General features: G+C 70.9%; 18 protein-coding genes and 1 pseudogene. 7 read left to right on the top strand and 12 right to left on the bottom strand.

Annotated features, from left to right (window positions below; genetic code table 11):
- Positions 1 to 65 precede the first annotated feature (65 nt).
- Positions 66 to 659 carry a YbhB/YbcL family Raf kinase inhibitor-like protein gene (locus ABD385_RS16990; protein ID WP_344576541.1) on the top strand — a complete coding sequence of 198 codons (594 nt, stop codon included), beginning with the start codon at positions 66 to 68 and terminating at the stop codon, positions 657 to 659.
- 116 nt (positions 660 to 775) lie between these two features.
- On the opposite strand, the gene ABD385_RS16985 is transcribed toward ABD385_RS16990, so the two are convergent.
- Positions 776 to 1,192: a nuclear transport factor 2 family protein gene (locus tag ABD385_RS16985; RefSeq protein ID WP_344576641.1), complete on the bottom strand. Its 417-nt coding sequence runs from the start codon at positions 1,190 to 1,192 to the stop codon at positions 776 to 778.
- Between the two features lie 392 nt (positions 1,193 to 1,584).
- Positions 1,585 to 2,649: an NAD(+)/NADH kinase gene (locus ABD385_RS16980; RefSeq protein ID WP_344576539.1), complete on the bottom strand. Its 1,065-nt coding sequence runs from the start codon at positions 2,647 to 2,649 to the stop codon at positions 1,585 to 1,587.
- Positions 2,650 to 3,329: 680 nt separating this feature from the next.
- Here ABD385_RS16980 and ABD385_RS16975 point away from each other — a divergent pair.
- Positions 3,330 to 4,949, top strand: a complete 1,620-nt coding sequence (locus tag ABD385_RS16975) for a multicopper oxidase family protein (RefSeq protein WP_344576538.1) — start codon at positions 3,330 to 3,332, stop codon at positions 4,947 to 4,949.
- A gap of 298 nt (positions 4,950 to 5,247) precedes the next feature.
- Here ABD385_RS16975 and ABD385_RS16970 read toward each other — a convergent pair whose 3' ends face one another.
- From ABD385_RS16970 to ABD385_RS16960, 3 genes are all read right to left on the bottom strand, one after another.
- A complete protein-coding gene (locus ABD385_RS16970) occupies positions 5,248 to 5,712 on the bottom strand; it encodes a hypothetical protein (RefSeq protein ID WP_344576537.1) in 465 nt (154 codons plus the stop codon).
- Positions 5,713 to 6,027: 315 nt separating this feature from the next.
- Positions 6,028 to 6,546 (bottom strand): RICIN domain-containing protein, encoded by a 519-nt coding sequence (locus ABD385_RS16965; RefSeq protein ID WP_344576535.1) that lies wholly within the window; start codon positions 6,544 to 6,546, stop codon positions 6,028 to 6,030.
- 317 nt (positions 6,547 to 6,863) lie between these two features.
- On the bottom strand, positions 6,864 to 7,517 hold the full coding sequence (locus ABD385_RS16960; protein ID WP_344576534.1) for a hypothetical protein: 654 nt from the start codon (positions 7,515 to 7,517) through the stop codon (positions 6,864 to 6,866).
- Between the two features lie 220 nt (positions 7,518 to 7,737).
- Between ABD385_RS16960 and ABD385_RS16955 the strand changes: the two genes are divergently transcribed.
- Positions 7,738 to 8,205 (top strand): hypothetical protein, encoded by a 468-nt coding sequence (locus ABD385_RS16955; protein ID WP_344576533.1) that lies wholly within the window; start codon positions 7,738 to 7,740, stop codon positions 8,203 to 8,205.
- Between the two features lie 112 nt (positions 8,206 to 8,317).
- A pseudogene (locus ABD385_RS16945) lies at positions 8,318 to 8,583 on the top strand (hypothetical protein); the annotation flags it as partial.
- A 156-nt stretch (positions 8,584 to 8,739) separates the two neighbouring features.
- On the opposite strand, the gene ABD385_RS16940 reads toward ABD385_RS16945, so the two are convergent.
- Positions 8,740 to 9,117 carry a winged helix-turn-helix transcriptional regulator gene (locus ABD385_RS16940; RefSeq protein WP_344576531.1) on the bottom strand — a complete coding sequence of 126 codons (378 nt, stop codon included), beginning with the start codon at positions 9,115 to 9,117 and terminating at the stop codon, positions 8,740 to 8,742.
- Between the two features lie 92 nt (positions 9,118 to 9,209).
- On the opposite strand from ABD385_RS16940, the gene ABD385_RS16935 reads away from it, so the two are divergent.
- The gene (locus ABD385_RS16935; RefSeq protein WP_344576529.1) at positions 9,210 to 10,049 is read left to right on the top strand and encodes an SDR family oxidoreductase; all 840 of its coding nucleotides are present in this window, start codon (positions 9,210 to 9,212) and stop codon (positions 10,047 to 10,049) included.
- 209 nt (positions 10,050 to 10,258) lie between these two features.
- Positions 10,259 to 10,717 (top strand): PaaI family thioesterase, encoded by a 459-nt coding sequence (locus tag ABD385_RS16930; RefSeq protein ID WP_344576527.1) that lies wholly within the window; start codon positions 10,259 to 10,261, stop codon positions 10,715 to 10,717.
- Positions 10,718 to 10,787: 70 nt separating this feature from the next.
- On the opposite strand, the gene ABD385_RS16925 is transcribed toward ABD385_RS16930, so the two are convergent.
- The 6 genes from ABD385_RS16925 to ABD385_RS16900 all read right to left on the bottom strand — a co-directional run bounded on the left by ABD385_RS16925 (position 10,788) and on the right by ABD385_RS16900 (position 17,322).
- Entirely contained in the window at positions 10,788 to 12,188 is a 1,401-nt protein-coding gene (locus ABD385_RS16925; RefSeq protein WP_344576525.1) for an MFS transporter, read from the bottom strand.
- A gap of 159 nt (positions 12,189 to 12,347) precedes the next feature.
- Entirely contained in the window at positions 12,348 to 13,472 is a 1,125-nt protein-coding gene (locus ABD385_RS16920; protein WP_344576523.1) for an acyl-CoA dehydrogenase family protein, read from the bottom strand.
- Between the two features lies 1 nt (position 13,473).
- Positions 13,474 to 14,307, bottom strand: a complete 834-nt coding sequence (locus ABD385_RS16915; RefSeq protein WP_344576520.1) for an enoyl-CoA hydratase/isomerase family protein — start codon at positions 14,305 to 14,307, stop codon at positions 13,474 to 13,476.
- A complete protein-coding gene (locus ABD385_RS16910) occupies positions 14,304 to 15,251 on the bottom strand; it encodes an acyl-CoA dehydrogenase family protein (protein WP_344576519.1) in 948 nt (315 codons plus the stop codon). Before ABD385_RS16910 ends, ABD385_RS16915 begins: the two co-directional genes overlap by 4 nt.
- Positions 15,248 to 16,177 carry an acyl-CoA dehydrogenase family protein gene (locus ABD385_RS16905; RefSeq protein WP_344576518.1) on the bottom strand — a complete coding sequence of 310 codons (930 nt, stop codon included), beginning with the start codon at positions 16,175 to 16,177 and terminating at the stop codon, positions 15,248 to 15,250. Before ABD385_RS16905 ends, ABD385_RS16910 begins: the two co-directional genes overlap by 4 nt.
- A gap of 2 nt (positions 16,178 to 16,179) precedes the next feature.
- Positions 16,180 to 17,322, bottom strand: a complete 1,143-nt coding sequence (locus ABD385_RS16900) for an acyl-CoA dehydrogenase family protein (RefSeq protein ID WP_344576517.1) — start codon at positions 17,320 to 17,322, stop codon at positions 16,180 to 16,182.
- 409 nt (positions 17,323 to 17,731) lie between these two features.
- Between ABD385_RS16900 and ABD385_RS16895 the strand changes: the two genes are divergently transcribed.
- Positions 17,732 to 19,306, top strand: coding sequence for a class I adenylate-forming enzyme family protein (locus ABD385_RS16895; protein ID WP_344576516.1), 1,575 nt, complete (start codon positions 17,732 to 17,734; stop codon positions 19,304 to 19,306).
- Positions 19,307 to 19,357: the final 51 nt, after the last annotated feature.

Below are 19,357 nucleotides of genomic sequence, written 5' to 3'. Positions count from 1 at the left end.
CGCCACAGGCGGCGGACCAGCGTGGATGACGCGTCTTCCGCACCCGCCTCTCTACAGTGGGCGGCATGCGAGGACACCCGACCCTGGTAACCGTCGCGGCCACGGCGGCACTGCTGGCGTGCGCTTCCTGCTCCGGCACGTCGGAACCGGCCCCCGGCGCGCACCAGTCCTCCGCGGCCACCACACCCACCACCACTGCGCCCGCCGGGCCCCTCACCCTCACCCGGGGACCGGGATTCGACCGCACCGGAGCGTTCACCCCGCTCATGACCTGCGACGATCCGGGGGATCACTCGCCGGGTCTGAACTTCGCCAACGTGCCGCCCGGAACCCGGGAACTCGCCCTGACCATGGTCGACCTCGATGTCCACAAGATCCACTGGCTCCAGCTCGGAATCCGCCCGAGTGCCCACGGAATCACGGCCCACCAGCTTCTCCCAGGCGCCCGAGAGGCACTCAACGACTTCGGTGAGGCCACCTACGACGGACCGTGCCCGCCCCACGGCAGCACCCACCGGTACCAACTGACGCTGTATGCGCTCCACGCACCGATGCCCGCCTCCTTCGACGGCAGCACGCCGCCCGCCAAGACCCTGGAGGAGATCAAGCGCCGCGCCTTCGCCTCGGCGGTGCTGGTGGCCCCCTACACACGCCGCTGACGCAAGCTCCAGCCCGTTTCCCATTCACTGGGCAAAGTCACGCCATGCTCGGCATCGCCCGCCTGCACAACCTCGCCCTTGCCCGCACCGGCCAGGAGCAGACGAGACATGCCTGATCAGCCGGGCTTCGTCAGCCCGCCCAGGGGAGTGCGGCGCGGCGATACCTTTCGATGGCTGATCCGCCAGCCGTCAGCGGTGCGCACGACGGTGTCGTCGTAGGAGACGGAACCGCAGGAGCCGTCCGCCTTGATGCCCAGACCCTTGGATCGGACCTGCACCCGGCCGTCTGCCGACGCCGTGACGACGACGTTGGTGACGTGATGCGCGACCGGGTTACCGGATCCCAGCGTCCATGCCGCTTCTCGGACGGCCGTCACCCCGTACAGCGGCTCCTGACCGAAGTCGGTGAGGTCGTAGACGACATCGGAGGTGAACAACTCCTCCAACCGGTCAAGGCTTCCGTCGTCAACAAGGTGACCATGCAACGAGACCAGTTCGGTGATGGCCAAGCGATCTTCAAGAGCGAGTGACACGCGCGTCCTCTCCGGCCAGGCACGGAAAGGCCAGGCCGAGCATCGATCCGTCGTCAGCACGGCACCGCACCGCTGAACACCGCAACGAGTTCGAGTGCGTATGGCGAGAGACGGGCCGTGCACTCGCGATAGTCCCCTACCGCCGTTCGACCTGCCACCGACTTGTGCAGCCACGCCCTGCCACCGTCAGCCGGAGCACGTCTTACGGGACGGTCCTCAGGGGTCCTGGCGCAACGCCTGTGACGACGACCTACGGTCGGCCTTTCCAATCGCGCACGGCCCCGGCGACACGTACAGGCCGAACCTCAGCATTCGCGTCCTCATGACGGGCGCGAACCTACTGGTCAACAGCCTTCGGCGGCAACGCTTTCAGCCTTCCAAGGCACAGGGGCTCAGCGCGCCGCGGTGGGAGGGGGCAGGCGCAGGCCCGCCAGGTCCGGGGGGACGCAGGAGTCGGGGCGGAAGAACGGGGCGGACTCTCCGTCGGTCGCGGTGGCGGGTGCGTCGGTGAGCCGGAAGCGTTCCCGCAGACGTCCGTAGAAGTCGGTGGGCTGGAGGCGGACGAGCCGCACGCGTTGCGGGGCGCGGTAGACGCCGATCCAGTCGCCCGGGTCGAGGACGCCCCGGAGTTGGCCGTCGATGCTGACCGCGGCGCGGCCGGAGTGCGGCAGGATGCGCAGCGCGACCGGTTCGTCGGGGGCTGCGACGACGGTGCGGTTGAAGGTCATGTGGGCGGCGATCGGGGTGAAGACGACCGCGTCCATGTGCGGGGAGAGCACGGGGCCGCCGGCGGCGAAGCTGTAGGCGGTCGAGCCGGTGGGCGTGGCGACCACGAGGCCGTCGGCGGAGTAGGCGGCCAGCAGCCTGCCGGAGATGTAGACGCCGACGCCGACCTGGTGGTCCCGGGCGAGCTTCTCCACCACCACGTCGTTCAGGGCGTTGACGTCCAACGGCAGACCCCAGCCGTCGCCCGCGGTGCTCTCCGGCCGCGTCTGCGGTGGCGGCAGGGCCGGGCCTCGTCCGTAGCAGAAGGAGGACTCCAGTTCGGCGGGCACCTCCGGGAGGCGGGAGGCGCGCACGGTCAGCGTCATGCGCTCCTCGACCGGGGCGTGGCCGGCGTGGACGGCATCGAGGGCGGTGGCGATATCGGCGGCCGGCACTTCGGTGAGGAATCCGACCTTGCCCAGGTCGACGCCGAGCACGGTGGCGCCGGTCTTCACGGCGATCCGGGCGCCGCGCAGGAAGGTCCCGTCCCCGCCCAGGGTGACGACCAGGTCGGGGTCGCCGGCCGCACGGGCCTCCTCGCGCGCGGAGCGGCGGTGTTGGTCCGCCGACCAGACGTCGATCTCGGTGCAGGGGACCTCGTGCGCCGCGCACCAGGCGTGCACGACGCCGGCTGCTTCCCGGGCGGCGTCCCGGCCCTGGTGGGCGACCAGTCCGACGCGGTGTACGGGCATGGCGGACCTCGTCTGGTTTCCTCGTTCCACGGCTCTGCCCGCCGGGGTGCGGGGACTGCCTGTTCTCACCCGGTCAATCCTGCGGCCTCGGCGTGCGATCGGCCCACCGACATGCCGCTTGCTCCCGGCGCGGCGGCAGTCCCACCCCGTTGACAAGCGGGCCCAGTCACCCAACCTCACCGAGCGGAACCACGAGCACGTGCGCCGCCCGGACGCGCCGGGCACGAGTCACCGGCAGTCGGTCCGCCCGGTTGCCCCCTCGCTCGCGACTGCGGCCCGGATGGCTCATCACGGCATGACGACACGCCAAGACGTGTCTGAGCATGACGGCATGACGGCACGCCAGGAAGTCAGCCGGTCGGTGACGGACACCGACGGCCGCGTCATGGGCTCCGCCCCTGCCTGGCGGGCCGTGTGCGCTTTCCGGCGGCCGGCTTCCTGCTCCGGCGTCGGCTCGTACTCAGCCCGACCGGGTTGCGGCCCGGCGGCCGGCCGTGCGGGCGGTGTCCGGCCGTGCGGACGGTGGCTCATACGTCCGCCGCCGCGCCAGGAACTCCTCCCCCGACTGTCGGTGCTGCGCGTGGAGGAACGCGCCCCGCCGCTGAGGCCCAGGCAGTCCAGGCAGCGCCCCCTCGCCGACCACCCAGCACACCGACACGATCGCCACGAGGTGCTTTCCCATGCCCACACACTCCAGACGCGCCCTGCTCGGCGCGGGTATCGCCGCCGCCGGCAGCGGGCTGCTGGCCACCGGGGCCGCCGCCCTGGACACCAAGAGCGGCAGGCATCGTTTCCGCGGCGCTCCGCACCCCCTTGACTCGCACGACGGCCCCGGCTCGCCGGGACCCCACGGCCACGACACCGCGTCCCACTACGTCTCTCCGCACGGCCCTGAGGTCATCAAGACGGAGCGGCACCGGGGGTCGGGCCCCGTACGCCGCTTCAAGATGACCGCCAGCGCGGCCAAGTTCGACATCGGCGGCCGGATCGTCAGCACCTGGGCCTACGGCGACCGGCTGCCCGGCAGGGAGATCCGGGTCGACGCGGGTGACAAGGTCGCCGTGAGCTTCCACAACCGTCTCCCGCACTCCACCACCATCCACTGGCACGGGGTGCAGATCCGCAACGACATGGACGGTTCGCCCGACATCACCCAGCGCAGCGTGAAGGCCGGCCGCTCCTTCGACTACACCTTCGCGGTCACCAGGCCCGGCACGCACTGGCTGCATCCGCACGTCGGCGTGCAGCTCGACCGCGGGCTGTACGCGCCGTTGATCATCGAGGACCCCCGCGAGCCCCTCGCGTACGACCACGAGTGGGTCGTCATGATCGATGACTGGCTCGACGGGGTCGACGGAATGACTCCGGACGCGATGCTGGCCGAGCTGAACAAGAACAAGCCCGGTGGGGCCAGCGGCCACGGCGGCATGCAAGGGCACAGCGGCCGGTCGGCGGCGGCCGCCGCGTCCCGGTGGCACAGGCGTGCCAGGCACCTGCTGTCCGACGACCCCTCAGACAGCATCGACCATCCGTTCCACCTGATCAACGGCCGGGCGGCCAGGGACCGGGAGACCTTCCGCGCCAAACCCGGCGACCGCATCCGGATCCGCCTCATCAACGCGGCCGCCGCCACCGCCTACCGCGTCGCGCTCGGCGGTCACAACATGACCGTGACGCACACCGACGGCTACCCGGTGAAGCACAAGACGACCGACAGCCTGCTCATCGCGATGGGCGAGCGCTTCGACGTACTGGTCACGGCGAAGGACGGCGTCTTCCCGCTCACCGCGCTCTCCGCGGGCAGCAAGAACCAGACCGCGCAGGCCCTCCTGCGCACCGGTGACGGCGACGCACCCAACGAGAAGATCCGCCCGACGGAACTCAGGAGCGGTGGGTTGAGCGCGGACAAGTTCAAGGCCGCGGCATCGGTCCGGCTCTCGGACCGCGAGCCGGACCGCACCATCAAGATGGACCTCACCGGCACCATGGAGGACTGGGACTGGGCGATCAACGGACGGCCGTACACGGACACCCAGCGGTATGCCGTGCACCACGGGGAGCGGGTCCGGGTCACCTTCCACAACAAGACCAAAATGTGGCACCCGATGCACCTGCACGGTCACACCTTCGCGCTGCCCAACGGCGGCCCCCGCAAGGACACCACCATCGTCCTGCCGGACAAGAAGGTCTCCGTGGACTTCGACGCCGACAACCCCGGCCTGTGGATGCTGCACTGCCACAACATCTACCACTCGGAGTCGGGGATGATGACCGTCATGGGCTACAAGACGAAGCGGTGACCCTGCCGCTCCCGGCCGACTGGCTTCCGCGCGCCCAGCCCCCGCTACGCACGCGATCCCCGTAGCCACCCGGCCGTTCCGGATGCGCCGCGGCCGTCTGCCGCCGCCGGCGCTCCATCCGCCGCACCACTCATCACCACTCATCACCACGCACTACGACCGCTGGCCGGGCCTCCCCGAGGAGCCCGGCCAGCGGCCTTTCGTTGCGGCTGTGGGTCGAGCGGACTCCCGCAGCCCGGCCCCGATGAGGCCAACGGTGTCCCGGCCCGGACTGTGGTGCGGACGCCGGGTTCCCGTGTTACTCCCCGTCGCCGCCGCCTACCGCGCGGATCGGACCTTCCCCGCCTTCCCGGCCTTCCGCGCCGCCCTTGGCTTCCTTGCCTCCGTTGCCTTCCCTGCCCTCCGAGCCCTTGCCCTTGTCCTCGTCGTCTCCCCGGCCTTCTCTACCCTCCGAGCCCCTGCCCCGGTCCTCGTCGGCTGCCTTGAAGACGAAGGTGTTGTCGCAGCCCATGGACGAGCCCATCCGCGTGCTCTGCGCGCCCGGGGAGCCCTCGCCGCCGAGCGCGTTGCCCAGCACGCCGTTGAGGATGCCGACCTCGCCGAGGACGTCGACGTTCGCGTCGTGCGACCGGCACTGGGAGCCCTGCCTGACGTCGAACCCGTTCTCGCCCCGCCCGCCGTCTGCGTAGGCGGCGCCGGCGCCGAGGAAGGCGAAACCGCCGAGGGCGACGGACACGACGAGGGTCTTCTGAAGCTTGTGCATTTCATCTCCGGTGGCCGAACGGATGCAATCCGTGATATAGCGACTTCGTACAGTTACGAGAGGCTAATACGAAATACACCGCAAGCAGTTGACGACGCGCCGGATCCATCGCCGTCGCAATCGACCGGCCGCCCCGACCACGACCGGCGCAGACACCCCACCCCAACGGCCTACCTGGCGCCAACGAGAGCCTCAGCTGCGGATACGGGACGGCGAACTCCCATCCCGCGGCCCCCTGCCGTCACCCACCCCACCCGACAGGGAACGCGCGTCTACGTGACTGTGGCGGTCGCTACGGGCCGCTCCGGGCCTCGGTCAGATCTTGAACCGCTGATTGGGCTGCCGGTTGCAGGTGTACTGCACGATCGCCGCCCGGTTCGCCGTGCTGCGGCCCTGCACGTCGAAGCACTTGCCGGCGAAGGTCTGGAACTCGTACCAGTCTCCGCCGCGGGAGACGATTTTGAACTGCTGATTGGCCCGGTGGGTGCAGGTGTACTCGATGATCGCCGCACCGTTCGCCCTGCTGCCCGCGTTCACGTCGAAGCACTTCTGGGCGAACGTGACGATCTCCCACTTGCCGCGCTTCCCGACCACCGGCACGAGCTTGAAGTTCTGGTTGTAATCGCCGTTACAGGCCCACTGGATGACCCTCGTGCCATTCGCATCGCTGCGCCGTTGCACATCGAGGCACTTCCCGGCGAACGTCATGACGCGGGCCTCCGCGGGCAGTTGCGCGGCCGAAGGCGCGGCGGCGGAGGCGGCGGTCGACGGAGTCAGGGCGGCCGCCACGCCCAGGACGGTCAGGGCACGCCAGATCTTCGCGGTAGAACGCATGAGCACCTCGTTCGTGGTGGTCTCGGTCTGCCTGTCCGCTCCAGCGTGGTCCCGTCCTCACACCCGGGCTAGGTAAAGGTCCCACAATTCACTATTTAGGGGTATCCGACAGTCTCAAAACCACCAGTTCTCTTCCCGGTTGGCCGCCGGTCGCGTAGCCGGTGACCTGAGGGTCGCGCTCCGGGCCGGCGCCCGTTTCCGCTTGTTGTTGCACTTCTCCGCGACGCGATGCGCGGCTCGCTCGCCTGCGCCTGGCCCCAACTCCCAGGTGTGATCGGGGTTGGGCGCCAGGCCCCTCTCGTGCTGGCGGCTTCGTCTCAGACCATGGGGATCAAAACCGCCGGGAGTTCGCCGGCCTCCACGGTGGCCTGGTCGATCGACAGCCCGCAGTAGGCGCCGACCGCGCGGAACACCGCCGCAGGGAGCCGCTCCCTGCGCTCCTCGTGCTCCGCCTCCGCCACGGCGCCGTCCGGCCTGGGGCCGATCAACGCGCCCGCTTCACGCAGTGCGGCATCCAGGGCGGACCCCTCGCCGGTGTCCTCCCCGAACTCGGCACGGAAGACACGTTCGTCGCCAGGCACATGGAGGGTCACGCACGGAGGACTCCACCAGTTCATCGTCACGCAGACGAATTCCTCGCCCGGCCCCGGCCACATCGACTTGACCTCGTGGATACCGGTCGACCACGTCGACATCCCCCAGTCCTCCAGCACGTACACCCACTCGCCGCACGTCCCGTACATCGCGTAGTTGGCGCGGGCCGGACGTCCGTCCCCCGACGCGACGAGTTCCCGGTACGGGATCCGTTCGGCCAACTCGTCCAGGTCCGCGCCCAGGTTGATCAGGAATTCGTCCTTCTCCATGCCTCGGACGCAGGTCAGCGAGATCCCGCCACGCATTCCCGGCACGCTGCCGTCCCTGTCCGCGGTGCTGTACTGACCTATCCAGGCGAGCCCGGTCCGATCACTCACGATGGTGTCTCCTTCGGCAACGGTGACGAGCGTGCCGGTGGAACGTACCGTGCCGACGGGGCCCGCCCGTTGCGAGCGCGGCTCCCCTCGGCTCGGCCCGGGACAGGCGGGATCGAGCGGGAGCGCGACGGTCGGCGAACGTGGCACACTCACGTTCGGATGTGCCGTACAGCACATGCATCGTGCACTGCTGGGGGGATGAGTGAGACGGTCCGCGGTAATGACGGTCGCTTGCGCGATGGCGGTGCTGACGACGGCCAGCTGCACCGCGGCTGACACGTCCGTCCCGGGGGCCGAGCCCGCGACGCGTTCCAGTGCCGTGTCACCGACTCCGCACCCGGGCAAGTCGCGGGCGGACGTCACCGCTGACCTGCGCGCCGCCGGCGACGGACTCGGCACCTACAAGGACATGAACTCCCACCACACGCCGGGTTCCTGCATGGTGAGCGCCTGGCGTCTGTCGCGCCAGGTGCCCACGACGGAGCAGGCAGAGCCGGCTGCCGAACGGCTCCAACGACGCGGTTGGAAGCTCGACAAGAAGAAGGGCGAGTCCGCCTCGCTGACGTCGGGTGATTGGATCGCCGCCCTCGCGCCTGGGCCGATCCCCGAGGAATTCCGGGCGGAGTTGGCTCCGCACGAGGGGGTGCTCATCTTCACGGCGATGGGTAAGTGCGTGCGTCGCCCGTGACCGTCCCGCCTCGGGCGACGCCTGTGGCGACGGCGTGTGGTCAGTCGCCGGTGCCGTCGCCGACGACGAGGGCGAGGTGAGCCATGAAGTGGGTGTCGGTGGGGCCGTGCCAGTGTGCTTCGCCGGCCGGGCACTTGATGGTTTCGCCGGCGCTGGCGCGCACGACCCGCAGCAGGCGGGACTGCCTGCCTTCGGGGGCAGCCGGCGCGTGCCGGGCCTGCGCCGCGAGGAGGTCGCCCTGCTCGCGGGCGTCAGCATCGACTGCTACGTGCGCCTGGAACGCGCCCACCTGCACGACCTGGTCCGGTCCGCCGCGCCAGGCGTGCTCGGGGGCCGCCGCCCGACAGTGTGCTGCGCGTCCTGAACCCCATGAGCGATGGAGCTGCCCGCCCAACCCGGCCTGCCCCTCACCGCGTACAGCGCCCCGCCCACACCCCCGACCACGACAAGCTGCAGCTCCTGGCGGCCCGGGCCGGCAGCGGTGACGTCACGCCAGGCAGCTGCAGCTGAGATCCGACGGTGTCGGGCCCCGCTTCACACGTATTCCGCGCCGCTCGGTGACAGCCGCTGCGTGATGCGGTCGAACAGCACCGTCAGCGGCTCGCCGACCTCGCGGCCGAACTCGGTCAGTCCGTAGGTGACCTGGGGCGGCGTCGTCGGCTCGACCTCCCGCCAGACCAGGCCGTCCCGGACCAGCGCGCGCAGGGTCTGGGCGAGCATCTTCTCGCTGACGCCCTGGATGCTCTTGCGTAGCTCGTAGAAGCGGAGGTCATTGCTCCGCAAGGAGATCAGCACCCAGATGCCCCACCTGCTGGTCACGTGATCGACCACATCGCGCGCGGGGCAGTCCGTGTGAAACACGTCATACCGCTCGCCCGCCTCAACTCGCCTACGCTGCACGCCTTCCACCATGCCATGACCTTACCTAAAGGTACGTCCTTACCAATAGTTAGCTTGCGGTCCTAGCGTGCAGCCCACAGAGAACAACCGACGAGGAGCTGAACATGATCGTGGTAACCGGGGCTACCGGAAACATCGGACGGCCGTTGACGCAGGCGCTGGCCGAAGCGGGCGAGCAGGTGACGGCGGTGTCACGGCACGCGGCGGCGGTGCCGGACGGCGTGCGCCACGTGGTGGCCGACCTGGCCGATCCGGCCGGGCTCAAGCCCACGTTGGCCGGTGCGAAGTCGCTGTTCCTGCTGCTCTCGGGCGACCTGCACGCCACGGGCGCCCACCCTGCCGACCTCATCGACGCCGCCGCGGCCAGCGGGGTCCGCCGGGTCGTCCTGCTCTCCACGCTCGGCGTGGTGACCAGGCCCTTCGGCACCACACGGACCGCGATGCGCGCGCTGGAGGACACCCTGCGGGCGTCCGGCCTGGAGTGGGCCATCCTGCGGCCGGGCGGCTTCGCCTCCAACGCCCTGTGGTGGGCCGAGTCCGTCCGCGCGCAGCAGCTCGTCGCCGCGCCGTTCGGCGACATCGGGGTGCCGATCATCGACCCGGCGGACATCGCCGCGGTCGCCGCGGCCTGCCTGTTGGAGGACCGGCACACCGGCAGCGCGTACGAGCTGACCGGCCCGGAGGTGATCACTCCGCGCCAGCAGGCGGCGGCCCTCGCCACCGCGCTGGGCTCGCCGGTGAGGTTCCACGAACTCACCCGCGAGGAGGCCAAGGCCGGCATGACCCAGAACATGCCGGCGGAACTCGCCGACGACACACTGGACATCCTCGGTTCCCCGAGCCCGGCCGAGCTGCGCGTCAGCCCGCACGTCCAGCAGGTCCTGGGCCGCGCCCCGCGCTCCTTCGCCGACTGGGCCGACCGCAACGTCGCCGCGTTCCGCTGAGGTTGGAAGACGGCCCGGGGACGCGGGAGAAGGGAGGTGGAGCGGGACGGTGAGCGTGGCGGGTCACCGGCCGCGCTCACCGCCCCGGGCCGGCCGGCACCGGCGGTGCCATGATGACCGCCATCGGTGCCTTCCTGCTGGTGGAACGCCCGGCCGGCCGAAGAACCCGTCCCGCTCCACCCAACCCGGACCCGAAGGAGAGCACACCCGTGGAAGACCGGACGCAGCAGGAACAGGCGAGCCCCGCAGTGCAGAAGCGCGTCCGGGACAGCTTCGACCAGCAGGGCCTGATGTCCCATCTCGGCGCGCGCCTCGCTCACATCGGCCCCGGCCACGTGCGCATCGTGCTCCCGGCGCGCCCTGAGGTGTCCCAGCAGCACGGCTACGTCCACGCCGGGGCCACCAGCGCCATCGCGGACAGCGCCGGCGGCTACGCCGCGCTCACCCTGTTCGACGGGGACTTCGAGGTCCTCACCGTCGAGTACAAGATCAACCTCCTGGCGCCCGCCGCCGGCGACCACCTCGAAGCGGTCGGCACCGTCCTCAAGCCCGGACGCACCCTGACCGTCTGCCAACTGGAGGTCCACGGCGTCCAGGCCGACGGCGGCCGGAAGCTCGTCGCCAGCGGTCAGCAGACCCTGATCCGCGTGAACAGGCCCGCCTCATGAGCCGCCGGGCGCCGTGAGGTTCTCGTGCTCGGTCGGGGAGGGGGAGCCGGGCGACGCCTGCTCACGGGAGTCAGGCCGGGTCCTTGCGCCGGACCGTGGCGGCCGGGTCCTCGGACAGGTCCCGGCCGCGGGTTTCGGCGGTGCGCCAGATGGCGAGTGCGGTGATCAGTCCGCAGACCATGGCCAGGACGGCGAGGGGGGTGCTGGAGATGCTGCCCGAAGCCGAGAGCCGGCTGCTCGCGAAGAGCGGGGTGAAGCCACCGCCGATCAGGGCGGCCAGCTGGTAGCCCATGGAGGCACCGGTGTAGCGGACCTGGGTGCCGAACATCTCGGACAGCAGCGGGCCCAGCGGCGCGTACATCGCGTTCTGCACCACCTGTCCGAGCACCATCCCGAGGATCAGCAGGGGGACGGAGCCCGTGTTGATCAGCGCGTAGATCGGGAAGGCGAGCAGCACGATGCCCGCGGCGCCCCCCAGCGACACCGCCCGGCGTCCCAGGCGGTCCGACAGCGCGGAGAAGCACGGTATGGCCACCAGCCCGGTGAGCGCGGTGGCCGTGAGGCCGGACATCACGTCGGACGTGTCGTACCCGACGGACTTGGCGTAGGTGAGCATGAAGGTGCCGATCAGCGCCGTCAGGGCGAAGGGGCCGATGCCGACCGCGCAGGCGAGGAGCAGGACCCGCGGCGCGCGCAGCACCTGGGCCAGCGGAATGCGGCGTGGCGGCGCCGCGGCCTGCTCCTTCCGGGCCCGTGCCTGCTGTTGGAACAGCGGGCTCTCCGTGACGCTCATGCGCACGTACAGGCCGATGCCGAGGAGCAGCGCGCTGAACAGGAACGGGATGCGCCAGCCCCACGCGAGGAACCGGTCCTGGGGAAGGAGTGCGGTCACGCTGACCGCGAGGCTGGACAGGAGGAATCCGATCGGTGACCCCATCTGCATCACGCCGTTCCACAAGCCGCGGCGCCGTGCGTCGGCGTGCTCGACGACCATCAGCGTGGCGCCGCCCCACTCACCGCCGATGGCGATGCCCTGGACGATGCGGAACAGGATCAGCAGCACGGGCGCCGCGACGCCGATGGTCGCGTACGTGGGCAGCAGCCCGATCAGACAGCTCGCCACGCCCATGAGGAGCATCGTCACGACGAGCATGGTCTTGCGTCCGAGCCGGTCACCGAAGTGCCCGAAGACGACACCGCCGACGGGCCGCGCGACGTAGCCGGCGGCCAGTGTCCCGAACGCGGCGATCGTGCCGACCGTGGGGTTCGACTCGGGGAAGAACAACGGGCCGAAGACCAGGGCGGCCATCGTGCCGTAGAGCAGGAAGTCGTAGTACTCGATGACGGTGCCGAGCAGGCTCGACAGCGCCACCTTGCGCAGCAGCGCGGGATCCGGTGCCGTGGGTGGTCTCCCGGATCCTTCGGATCTTTCGGGGCTCTGCGGGGACGACGGGGAGGGTGCAGCGGGCATGCCTGACTCCCTTGCGCGTGCGGGATGTTGCGGGTGGGTGAGCGGTGAGTGGTTGCCGTGGTGTGCAGGGCGCGTCCTCCCGGGTGGTTCCGGGAGGACGACCGTCACGTGGGCGGGACCGGGCTCGGGCTTCCTGGGACCGGCAACGGCGCGCCGGCTTCAGCCCTTGCTCGCGAGACCGAACGCCTGTCGTGCGATGAGTGAGCGCATCACTTCGGAGGTTCCGCCGCCGACGGTTTCCAGGATCGCCTGCCGCCACATGAACTCGACGTCACTGTCCTTGATCAGCGCCTCGCCCGATCCGAACTCCATCGCCGCACGCGCGATCTCCTGGGCGAGCAGGGTGCCGGCGAGCTTGTGGTACGCCGCCGGGACCGCCGAGGGCTGACCGTTGATGATCTCGTCGAGCAGTGCCAGCGCCAGCGCCTCGACCTCCGCCACCTGCACGGCGAGGCCGGTCAGCCGTCGGCGGACGACGGGATCGCGGCCGAGGCCCGACGCCTCCACCCAGGCGACGAGATCCTGGAGGTCCCGGCGCAGCCGCTTCGGCGGGAACTGGACGTGCCGTTCGACGGCGAGCGCGGAGCCGACCACCTGCCATCCGTCGTTCTCGTCGCCGACCCGGTTCTCGACCGGCACCCGCACCCCGTCGAACCGGACCTCGTTGAGGCGACCGCCGTCGTGGGTCGGGATCGGGGAGATCGAGACGCCGGGGTGGTCCAGGGGAACGATAAGGACGCTGAGTCCGCGTGATCTGCTGTCCTGGGTTCCGGTCCGGCAGAGCAGCCAGATGTGGTCGGCCCAATGGGCGTTGGACGTCCAGCACTTGGCGCCGTTGATCTCGTAGGCGTCATGGACGAGGGTCGCCCGGGTGCGCACGGCCGCCAGATCGGAACCGGCGTCCGGCTCCGAATAGCCGAGCGCGAAGTTGGTCTCCCCACGCCGGAGTCCCGGGAGGAGGCGTGCGCACTGCTCGGCCGTGCCGTGGGTCATGAGCGCCTTGGCGACGAGGCCCGGGCCCATCGGTGGCCGGGCGACCCGCGCCCAGGCCATCTCGTCCCACAGGATGAACTCGTAGGCCGGCGACAGCCCGCTGCCGCCGAACTCCGCGGGCCAGGACAGAGACAGCCAACCGCGCTCCCCGAGCGCCCGGTAGACCCGCCGCACGCCCTCCCCCGTGCTCTCACCACGGTGGAAGTAGCCGTCCAGCCCCTGGTGGTCGGCCAGGAAGTCGAGCACCTCGGCGCGGAACGCCTCCTCCTCGGGGGTGAATCCCACGTCCATGTCAGTCGTCCTTGCCGGCCGCGGTGGTCCACTTCGGTTCGCGCCCCTCGCTGAAGGCCCGGGGACCTTCCTTCGCATCGGGGTGCGCCCAGTGCATGCGCAGGAGCGCCCAGCCGTACTCGCACGCCTGGGTGTACCCCATGTCCAGCGACCCCCAGATCGCCTGCTGCGAGAGCGAGACCGCGGCCGGCGAGTGCTTGGCGATGCATCGTGCCATGTCGTCGGCGGTTTCCATGAGGTCTTCGGGGGCGACCAGTTCGTCGACGAGTCCCAGCTGGTACGCGCGTGCCGCGGGCATCCGGTAGCCCTTGCCCATCAGGGTCATCCGCAGCGCGGAGCCCAGTGGCAGGCGCTTGGCCAGACCGATGTTCTCCATCGCGCCCACCAGGCCGACGTTGACGTGGGTGTCCATGAAACCGGCCCGTTCCGAGGCGACCACGATGTCGGCGTCGACCACGAAGTGCAGCCCGGCTCCGGCCGCCAGGCCGTTGGCCGCGCAGATGACCGGCTTCCACACCCGGTTCTGCCGCGGCGACCAGAAGACCTCGTCGGTCAGGGGCCCGGTGCCGGTGCTCATGCCGCCCCGGTCGGCCACGACGTTCACGTCCGCGCCCGTGCACAAGTGCCGGTCGCCGGCGCCGGTGATGACGGCCGCACGGATCCACGGGTCGTCGCGGACCTCGCTCCATAGGGCCTTGATCTGCGGCATCATCGTTCCGGTCAGGGAGTTTCCCTTGTGCGGTCGATTGAGCGTGATGTAGGCGACGTGTTCGCGCTTCTCGAAGAGCACCTCCGGCTCGTCGACGTCCGCCGCCCGCTGCTGGTCCTGCGTCATTCCCGACCACCCTCCGCATACATCGCCAGTACCTGTTCGCCTGTGTGATGCGCGTGCGACGGCACCATCGAGAGTTGCCTGATGCGCTGCGCGACGTGGCCGATCGGGCCCTCCACGGAGTAGCCGATGGCGCCGTGCGTCTGATGGGAGACGAAGGCTGCTTCCATGGCGGCGTTCGATGCGGACAGCCGCGCGGCGGACGCGAGGGCGGAGCCCTGGGGGTGCCGGTGGTCGATCGCCCGCGCGGCGACCTTGACGAGCTTCTCCGCGGCTTGCAGCCCGAGGCCGGCGTTCACCAGCGGATGTGCGACGGCTTGGAAGGTGCCGATGGCACGGCCGAACTGGACGCGGGTGCGCGCATGCTCGACCGCGGCGTCCAGTACGCGCCGGCCCGCGCCCCACAGGTACCCCGCCAGCATCATGTGGGCGAGGTCCGTTCCCTCCTGGACGTCTTCCAGTGGGAGGACGCGTTCCAGCGAGAGGCGTCCCCAGGGCTCGTTGCCCAGGGTCTCCAGCGGTTTCACCGCACCGGCGGGACGCGCGAGCCAGGCCCGTTCGCCGTCCGTCTCGATGAACACGTCCGCGAGGGGCGACCAGGGCATCAGCGGTGGGCTCCCCCACGACACCAGGCGCTCGCCGGAGACGACCGGGGGCGTGCACGCGGACGGCAGCGTGCGTGCCGCGAAGACGGTCGCCGCCAACGGGCCGGGGGCGAGGGCACGGCCCAGCTCCAGGGCGACGGCGGCGACCTCACCCGCCCCGCCCCCCTCACCGGGCACGGCCAACGCCAGCACGCCGAGTTCGGCCAGCCCGCGCCAGAAGGGCCGGGGAAACGCCTGCGAACCCGCGCGTTGGACGTCCTCGGTGCACTTGGCGGCGCAGTAGCGCCGGACGGACCCGGCGAGCGCTTCCTGATCCGGGGTGAACGCGACGGGTTCGCTCATGCCGCTGCGACTCCCCACCGCGAGGTCACCACGGCACGCCGATGGGCGCGCAGGCCACCGAGTTCGGCTCGCAGCGCCTGGAGGCGGAGCGTCCAGAGGTGGAGGTCGTGTTCCCGGGTCAGGCCGACCGCGCCCGTGATCTGGTGCGTCTCCCGCGTCAGCCGGTGCAGCGCGGCCATCGTGTGCGCGGCGGCGACCGCCGACGACTCCGCGGTGGCGCCCCGGAACGCCGCCTCGTAGGTGAGCCAGCGCGCCCCTTCGAGGAGCACGCTCGACTCGGCCAGGCGGTGCTGCAACGCCTGCAGCGAACCGAGGGCGCGCCCGAACACCGTGCGGTCCTTGGTGTACGCGACGGTGAGGTCGAACGCCCGCTGCATCATCCCGAGCGCCTCGGCGCACAGCCCGACGCGCCACCAATTCACCATGGTCCCCGCCGTCCCGGGAGCCAGCTCCTGTGCACGGCGCGGCACCACCCGGGCCAGCGGGTGGCCGTACGCCGACGGGACCGGCTCCGCGTCGTCCGGGCGCAGTTCGGCGGCGGTGCACCGGTCGGTGCCGGCGGTGAGGATCTGCCTGGCTTCGCCGCCGTACCGTACGGGGCCCGACCGCTCGTGGTCGGCCAGGACGACCGGCCCCTCGGGCACCGGCAGCCCGAGCGCGGGCAGCACGAGCAGATGCGGTGCCGGCGTGAGCGCGCCGAGTTCGGCACCGATCCGTTCGACCACCAGGGTGGCTTCGAGCGGACCGGCGCCGGCCGCGGCGAACACGTCGAGGAATCCCGCCGCGCGCAGCTCGGACTCCAGCTGGTGGTCGTACGCCCCGCGCGCGGCGAGCTCTCGGCAGCGCTGCGTGCCGGCGTGCCGGCTCAGCAGGGTGCCCAGGGCGTCCAGGAGGGCGCGTTGGGTGTCCGATGGTTCGAAATCCACGTCTATTCCTTCGGCAGCTTCAGGATCAGGCGGCTGATCAGGTTGAGCTGGACTTCGTAGCTCCCCGCGGCGATGCCGGCGCCCAGCGAGTTGCGGAACTGTGCGTCGCCGGGCGACTGCTCGACCAGGGCTTCGCTTCCCATGACGTCGAGCGCGAGGTCACCGACCGCCCGTTCGGCCTGGACCATCGCCGCGCGGGCCTGATAGGCCATCGGCGAGGGTTCCTTGGCCTTGGCCCGTTCGTCGATGACGCGGTAGACGAGGACCCGGGCGGCCTCGCAGAGCGCTCTCGCCTGGCCGAACTGCTCCTGGACGCCCGGGTCCGTGAGCAGGCCGGCGGCTCGGCACCAGTCGGCGAGTCCGTCGAGGACCAGGGCGGCACGGGCGTAGCGCGGGGCGCCGACCCGCTCGTAGGCGAGCGTCCGGCGGACGATGTCCCAGCCCTTGTTCTCCTCGCCGAGCAGGCAGCTCCCCGGCACCCTGACGTCGGTGAGGAACAGCTCGTTGAACGAGTGCTCGCCGACGAACCCCTCGATCCGCCTGACGTCGACGCCCGGCGTCCGCAGCGGCAGCAGGAAGACGGAGATTCCGTTCCGCCCGTCCGCCACGGAGCCGGTGCGCGCGAGGAGGAAGCAGTAGTCGGCCTCGTTCGCGTACGACGTCCAGATCTTCTGGCCGTTGAGGACGTAGTCCTCGCCCTCGCGGACCGCGCGGGTCCGCAGGGCCGCGAGGTCGGTGCCGGCCTCCGGCTCGGAGAAGCCCTGGCACCAGAAGACATCGCCCCGGGCGATGGGCGGCAGGAGCTCCCGCTTCTGTTCTTCCGTGCCGTACTTGATGAGGGCGGGACCGACCCAGTTCACGTTCATGTACTGCGGGCCGCGCGGCTCCCCCCGCTTCCACATCTCCTCGCCGAGCACGAAGTGCTGCCACGCCCCTTGGCCACCGCCGCCGTACTCCCGCGGCCAGTGCGGGGTGAGCCACCCCTTGGCTGCCAGGGTGCGCACGAAGTCCCTGGAGAAGTCGGTGTACACCGCGCTGCCGAGCCCGTGCTCGGAGCGACTCCACCCCTCGGCCAGTTCGCGGTCAAGAAAGCCGACGAGGTCGCTCCGAAACGCCGCGTCCGCCTCGCTCAAAGCGAACTCCATCAGTCCCTCCCCGTGGGGGTCGTGCGCCTCCCGCGCCACACCGTCAGGAGCGAACGCATCCCGTGGTGCCGCGTCGGTCGCCCCCATCGGAGGAGCGAGGCGCTCCCATAAAAGAGTACACTTTATTCGGTCGACGGCAAGACCCCTCACCTCCCGACAGAGAGCGGCACAGCGTCTACCCTCCCGCCCCGGCAGTCGGTAACGTCGCGGCAACAAGCAGGAGTTACGAGGAGAAGGCGCCGGAGCCGACCTGAGCCCGAAGGCGATCGCCACGCGCGTCAGGGTCGAGGTCCAGCACCAACTGACTGCCCGAGTGCGAGAAGATGCCACTCAATTGCCGTTTTGGCCGATAGCCTGAAGGGAACTCCTCGCGCTGACTGCGCCGGTTGACGACCAAGGGAGCACCTTCGTGGCTGACGTACTGACACTGCCGAACTGGCTGCGCACGCTCGGCACCGGCCCGCACGGCGCGCATCGTCGAGCGCTGCGCGACGACTGCGGCGAGGTGACCTTCGCGGAGCTGGTCGAGGCGATGGACGCCGTCGCCGTCGGGCTGCGGCGCGCCGGCCTGCACACCGGAGACCGCGTGGTGACCGCCATGGAGCCGTCGATACCGCACACCGTGGTCATCCTCGGCGCCCTGGCCGCCGGCCTGGTGGCCGCACCGCTCAACGACCGCCTGACCGGACCCGAAGCCCGCGCCTACCTCGCCACGCTCCGCCCGAGCGCCGTGATCGCGGACACCGCCCATGCCTCCCTCGCGCAGGAGACGGGCTGTCGGGTCATCGAACTGCCGGCCGCCGCCGACCACTTGCCCGTCGCGGACCGGACGGCCCCGCTGGCGAGCCGCGGCGGACCGCTCGCTCCCCCGGCGGAGGACTCCCCCGCCATCGTCTTCGCCACCGGCGGCACGACCGGAGTGCCGAAGGGCGTGTGCCACACCCATCGCAGCCTGTGGCTCTGGTTGAACACCTGCGCCCACGGGAATCCGCGCACGGTCACCGACGTCGAGCTGTTCTTCTCCCCGTTCTTCCACATCACGCTGGGCACCAACCTGTTGGCCCCGCTGTTCGCCGGTGGGGAGGTCTGGATCCAGCGGCGGTTCGACGCCGGCTCCGCGCTCGCGGCCATCGACCGCGGTGCCAGCCGCCTGATGGGTGCGCCCACGATGTTCACCGCGCTGCGCGGCCATCCCGCCTTCGCCACGACCCGCCGCGAGAACGTCCGGGCGATCCGCTTCGGGTCCGCGCCGTCCACCGACGGCTTCGTGCGCGGCCTGCTGCGCGACTTCCCCAACGCCCGGATCCGTGCGGGGTTCGGCGCCACCGAATTCGGCTCGGTCATGGGGTTCGACCACGAGGACCTCCTGGCCGACCGCTTCACCGGTGTGGGCCGGCCGCTCCCCGGTGCGATCGTCCGCATCCTCGACGAAGAGGGCCGCGACGTCCCCGCGGGTGTCGTCGGCGACCTCGTGGTCGCCTGCCCCTGGCAGGCCCAGGGGTACTACGGGCTGCCGGAGGAGACCGCGGAGACGTTCCGGGCCGACGGCGTGCACATCGGTGACCGTGCCGCACGGTCGGAGGACGGCTGGGTGTTCATCGTCGGCCGGACGAAGGAAGTCATCATCAGCGGTGGGGAGAACGTCTACCCGCGCGAGGTGGAGGAGGTGCTCCTGCGACACCCGGGGGTCGCCGACGCCGTGGTGTACGGCCTGCCTGACGAGCACTGGGGGGAGCGCGTCGAAGCCGGCATCGTGACCGTCCGGGGCACGACGGTCGACCTGGCTCAGCTGCGGGCCTTCTGCCGGGCGGACCTGGCCGGCTACAAGATCCCCAAGAGGCTGCGCCGGCTCGACGCGATCCCGCTCACCCCGAACAACAAGCCCGACCGCCGGAGGGTCCGCACGGAGGCCCTGGCAGAGGCCACGGGCACCGGCGCCGAGGCGTCGCGCGTCGCACCGGGCCCGCCCACCGAACCCCGGTGAACCGCCGCCTGGCGCGGCCGGTGACGGGTGCACCGTCACCGGCCGCGCAGG

This window comes from Streptomyces lunalinharesii, assembly GCF_039532155.1.
Lineage (GTDB): Bacteria > Actinomycetota > Actinomycetes > Streptomycetales > Streptomycetaceae > Streptomyces > Streptomyces lunalinharesii.
The sequence above is the reverse complement of the archived record's forward strand: the minus strand, read 5'-3'. Positions and strand labels throughout refer to the sequence as shown.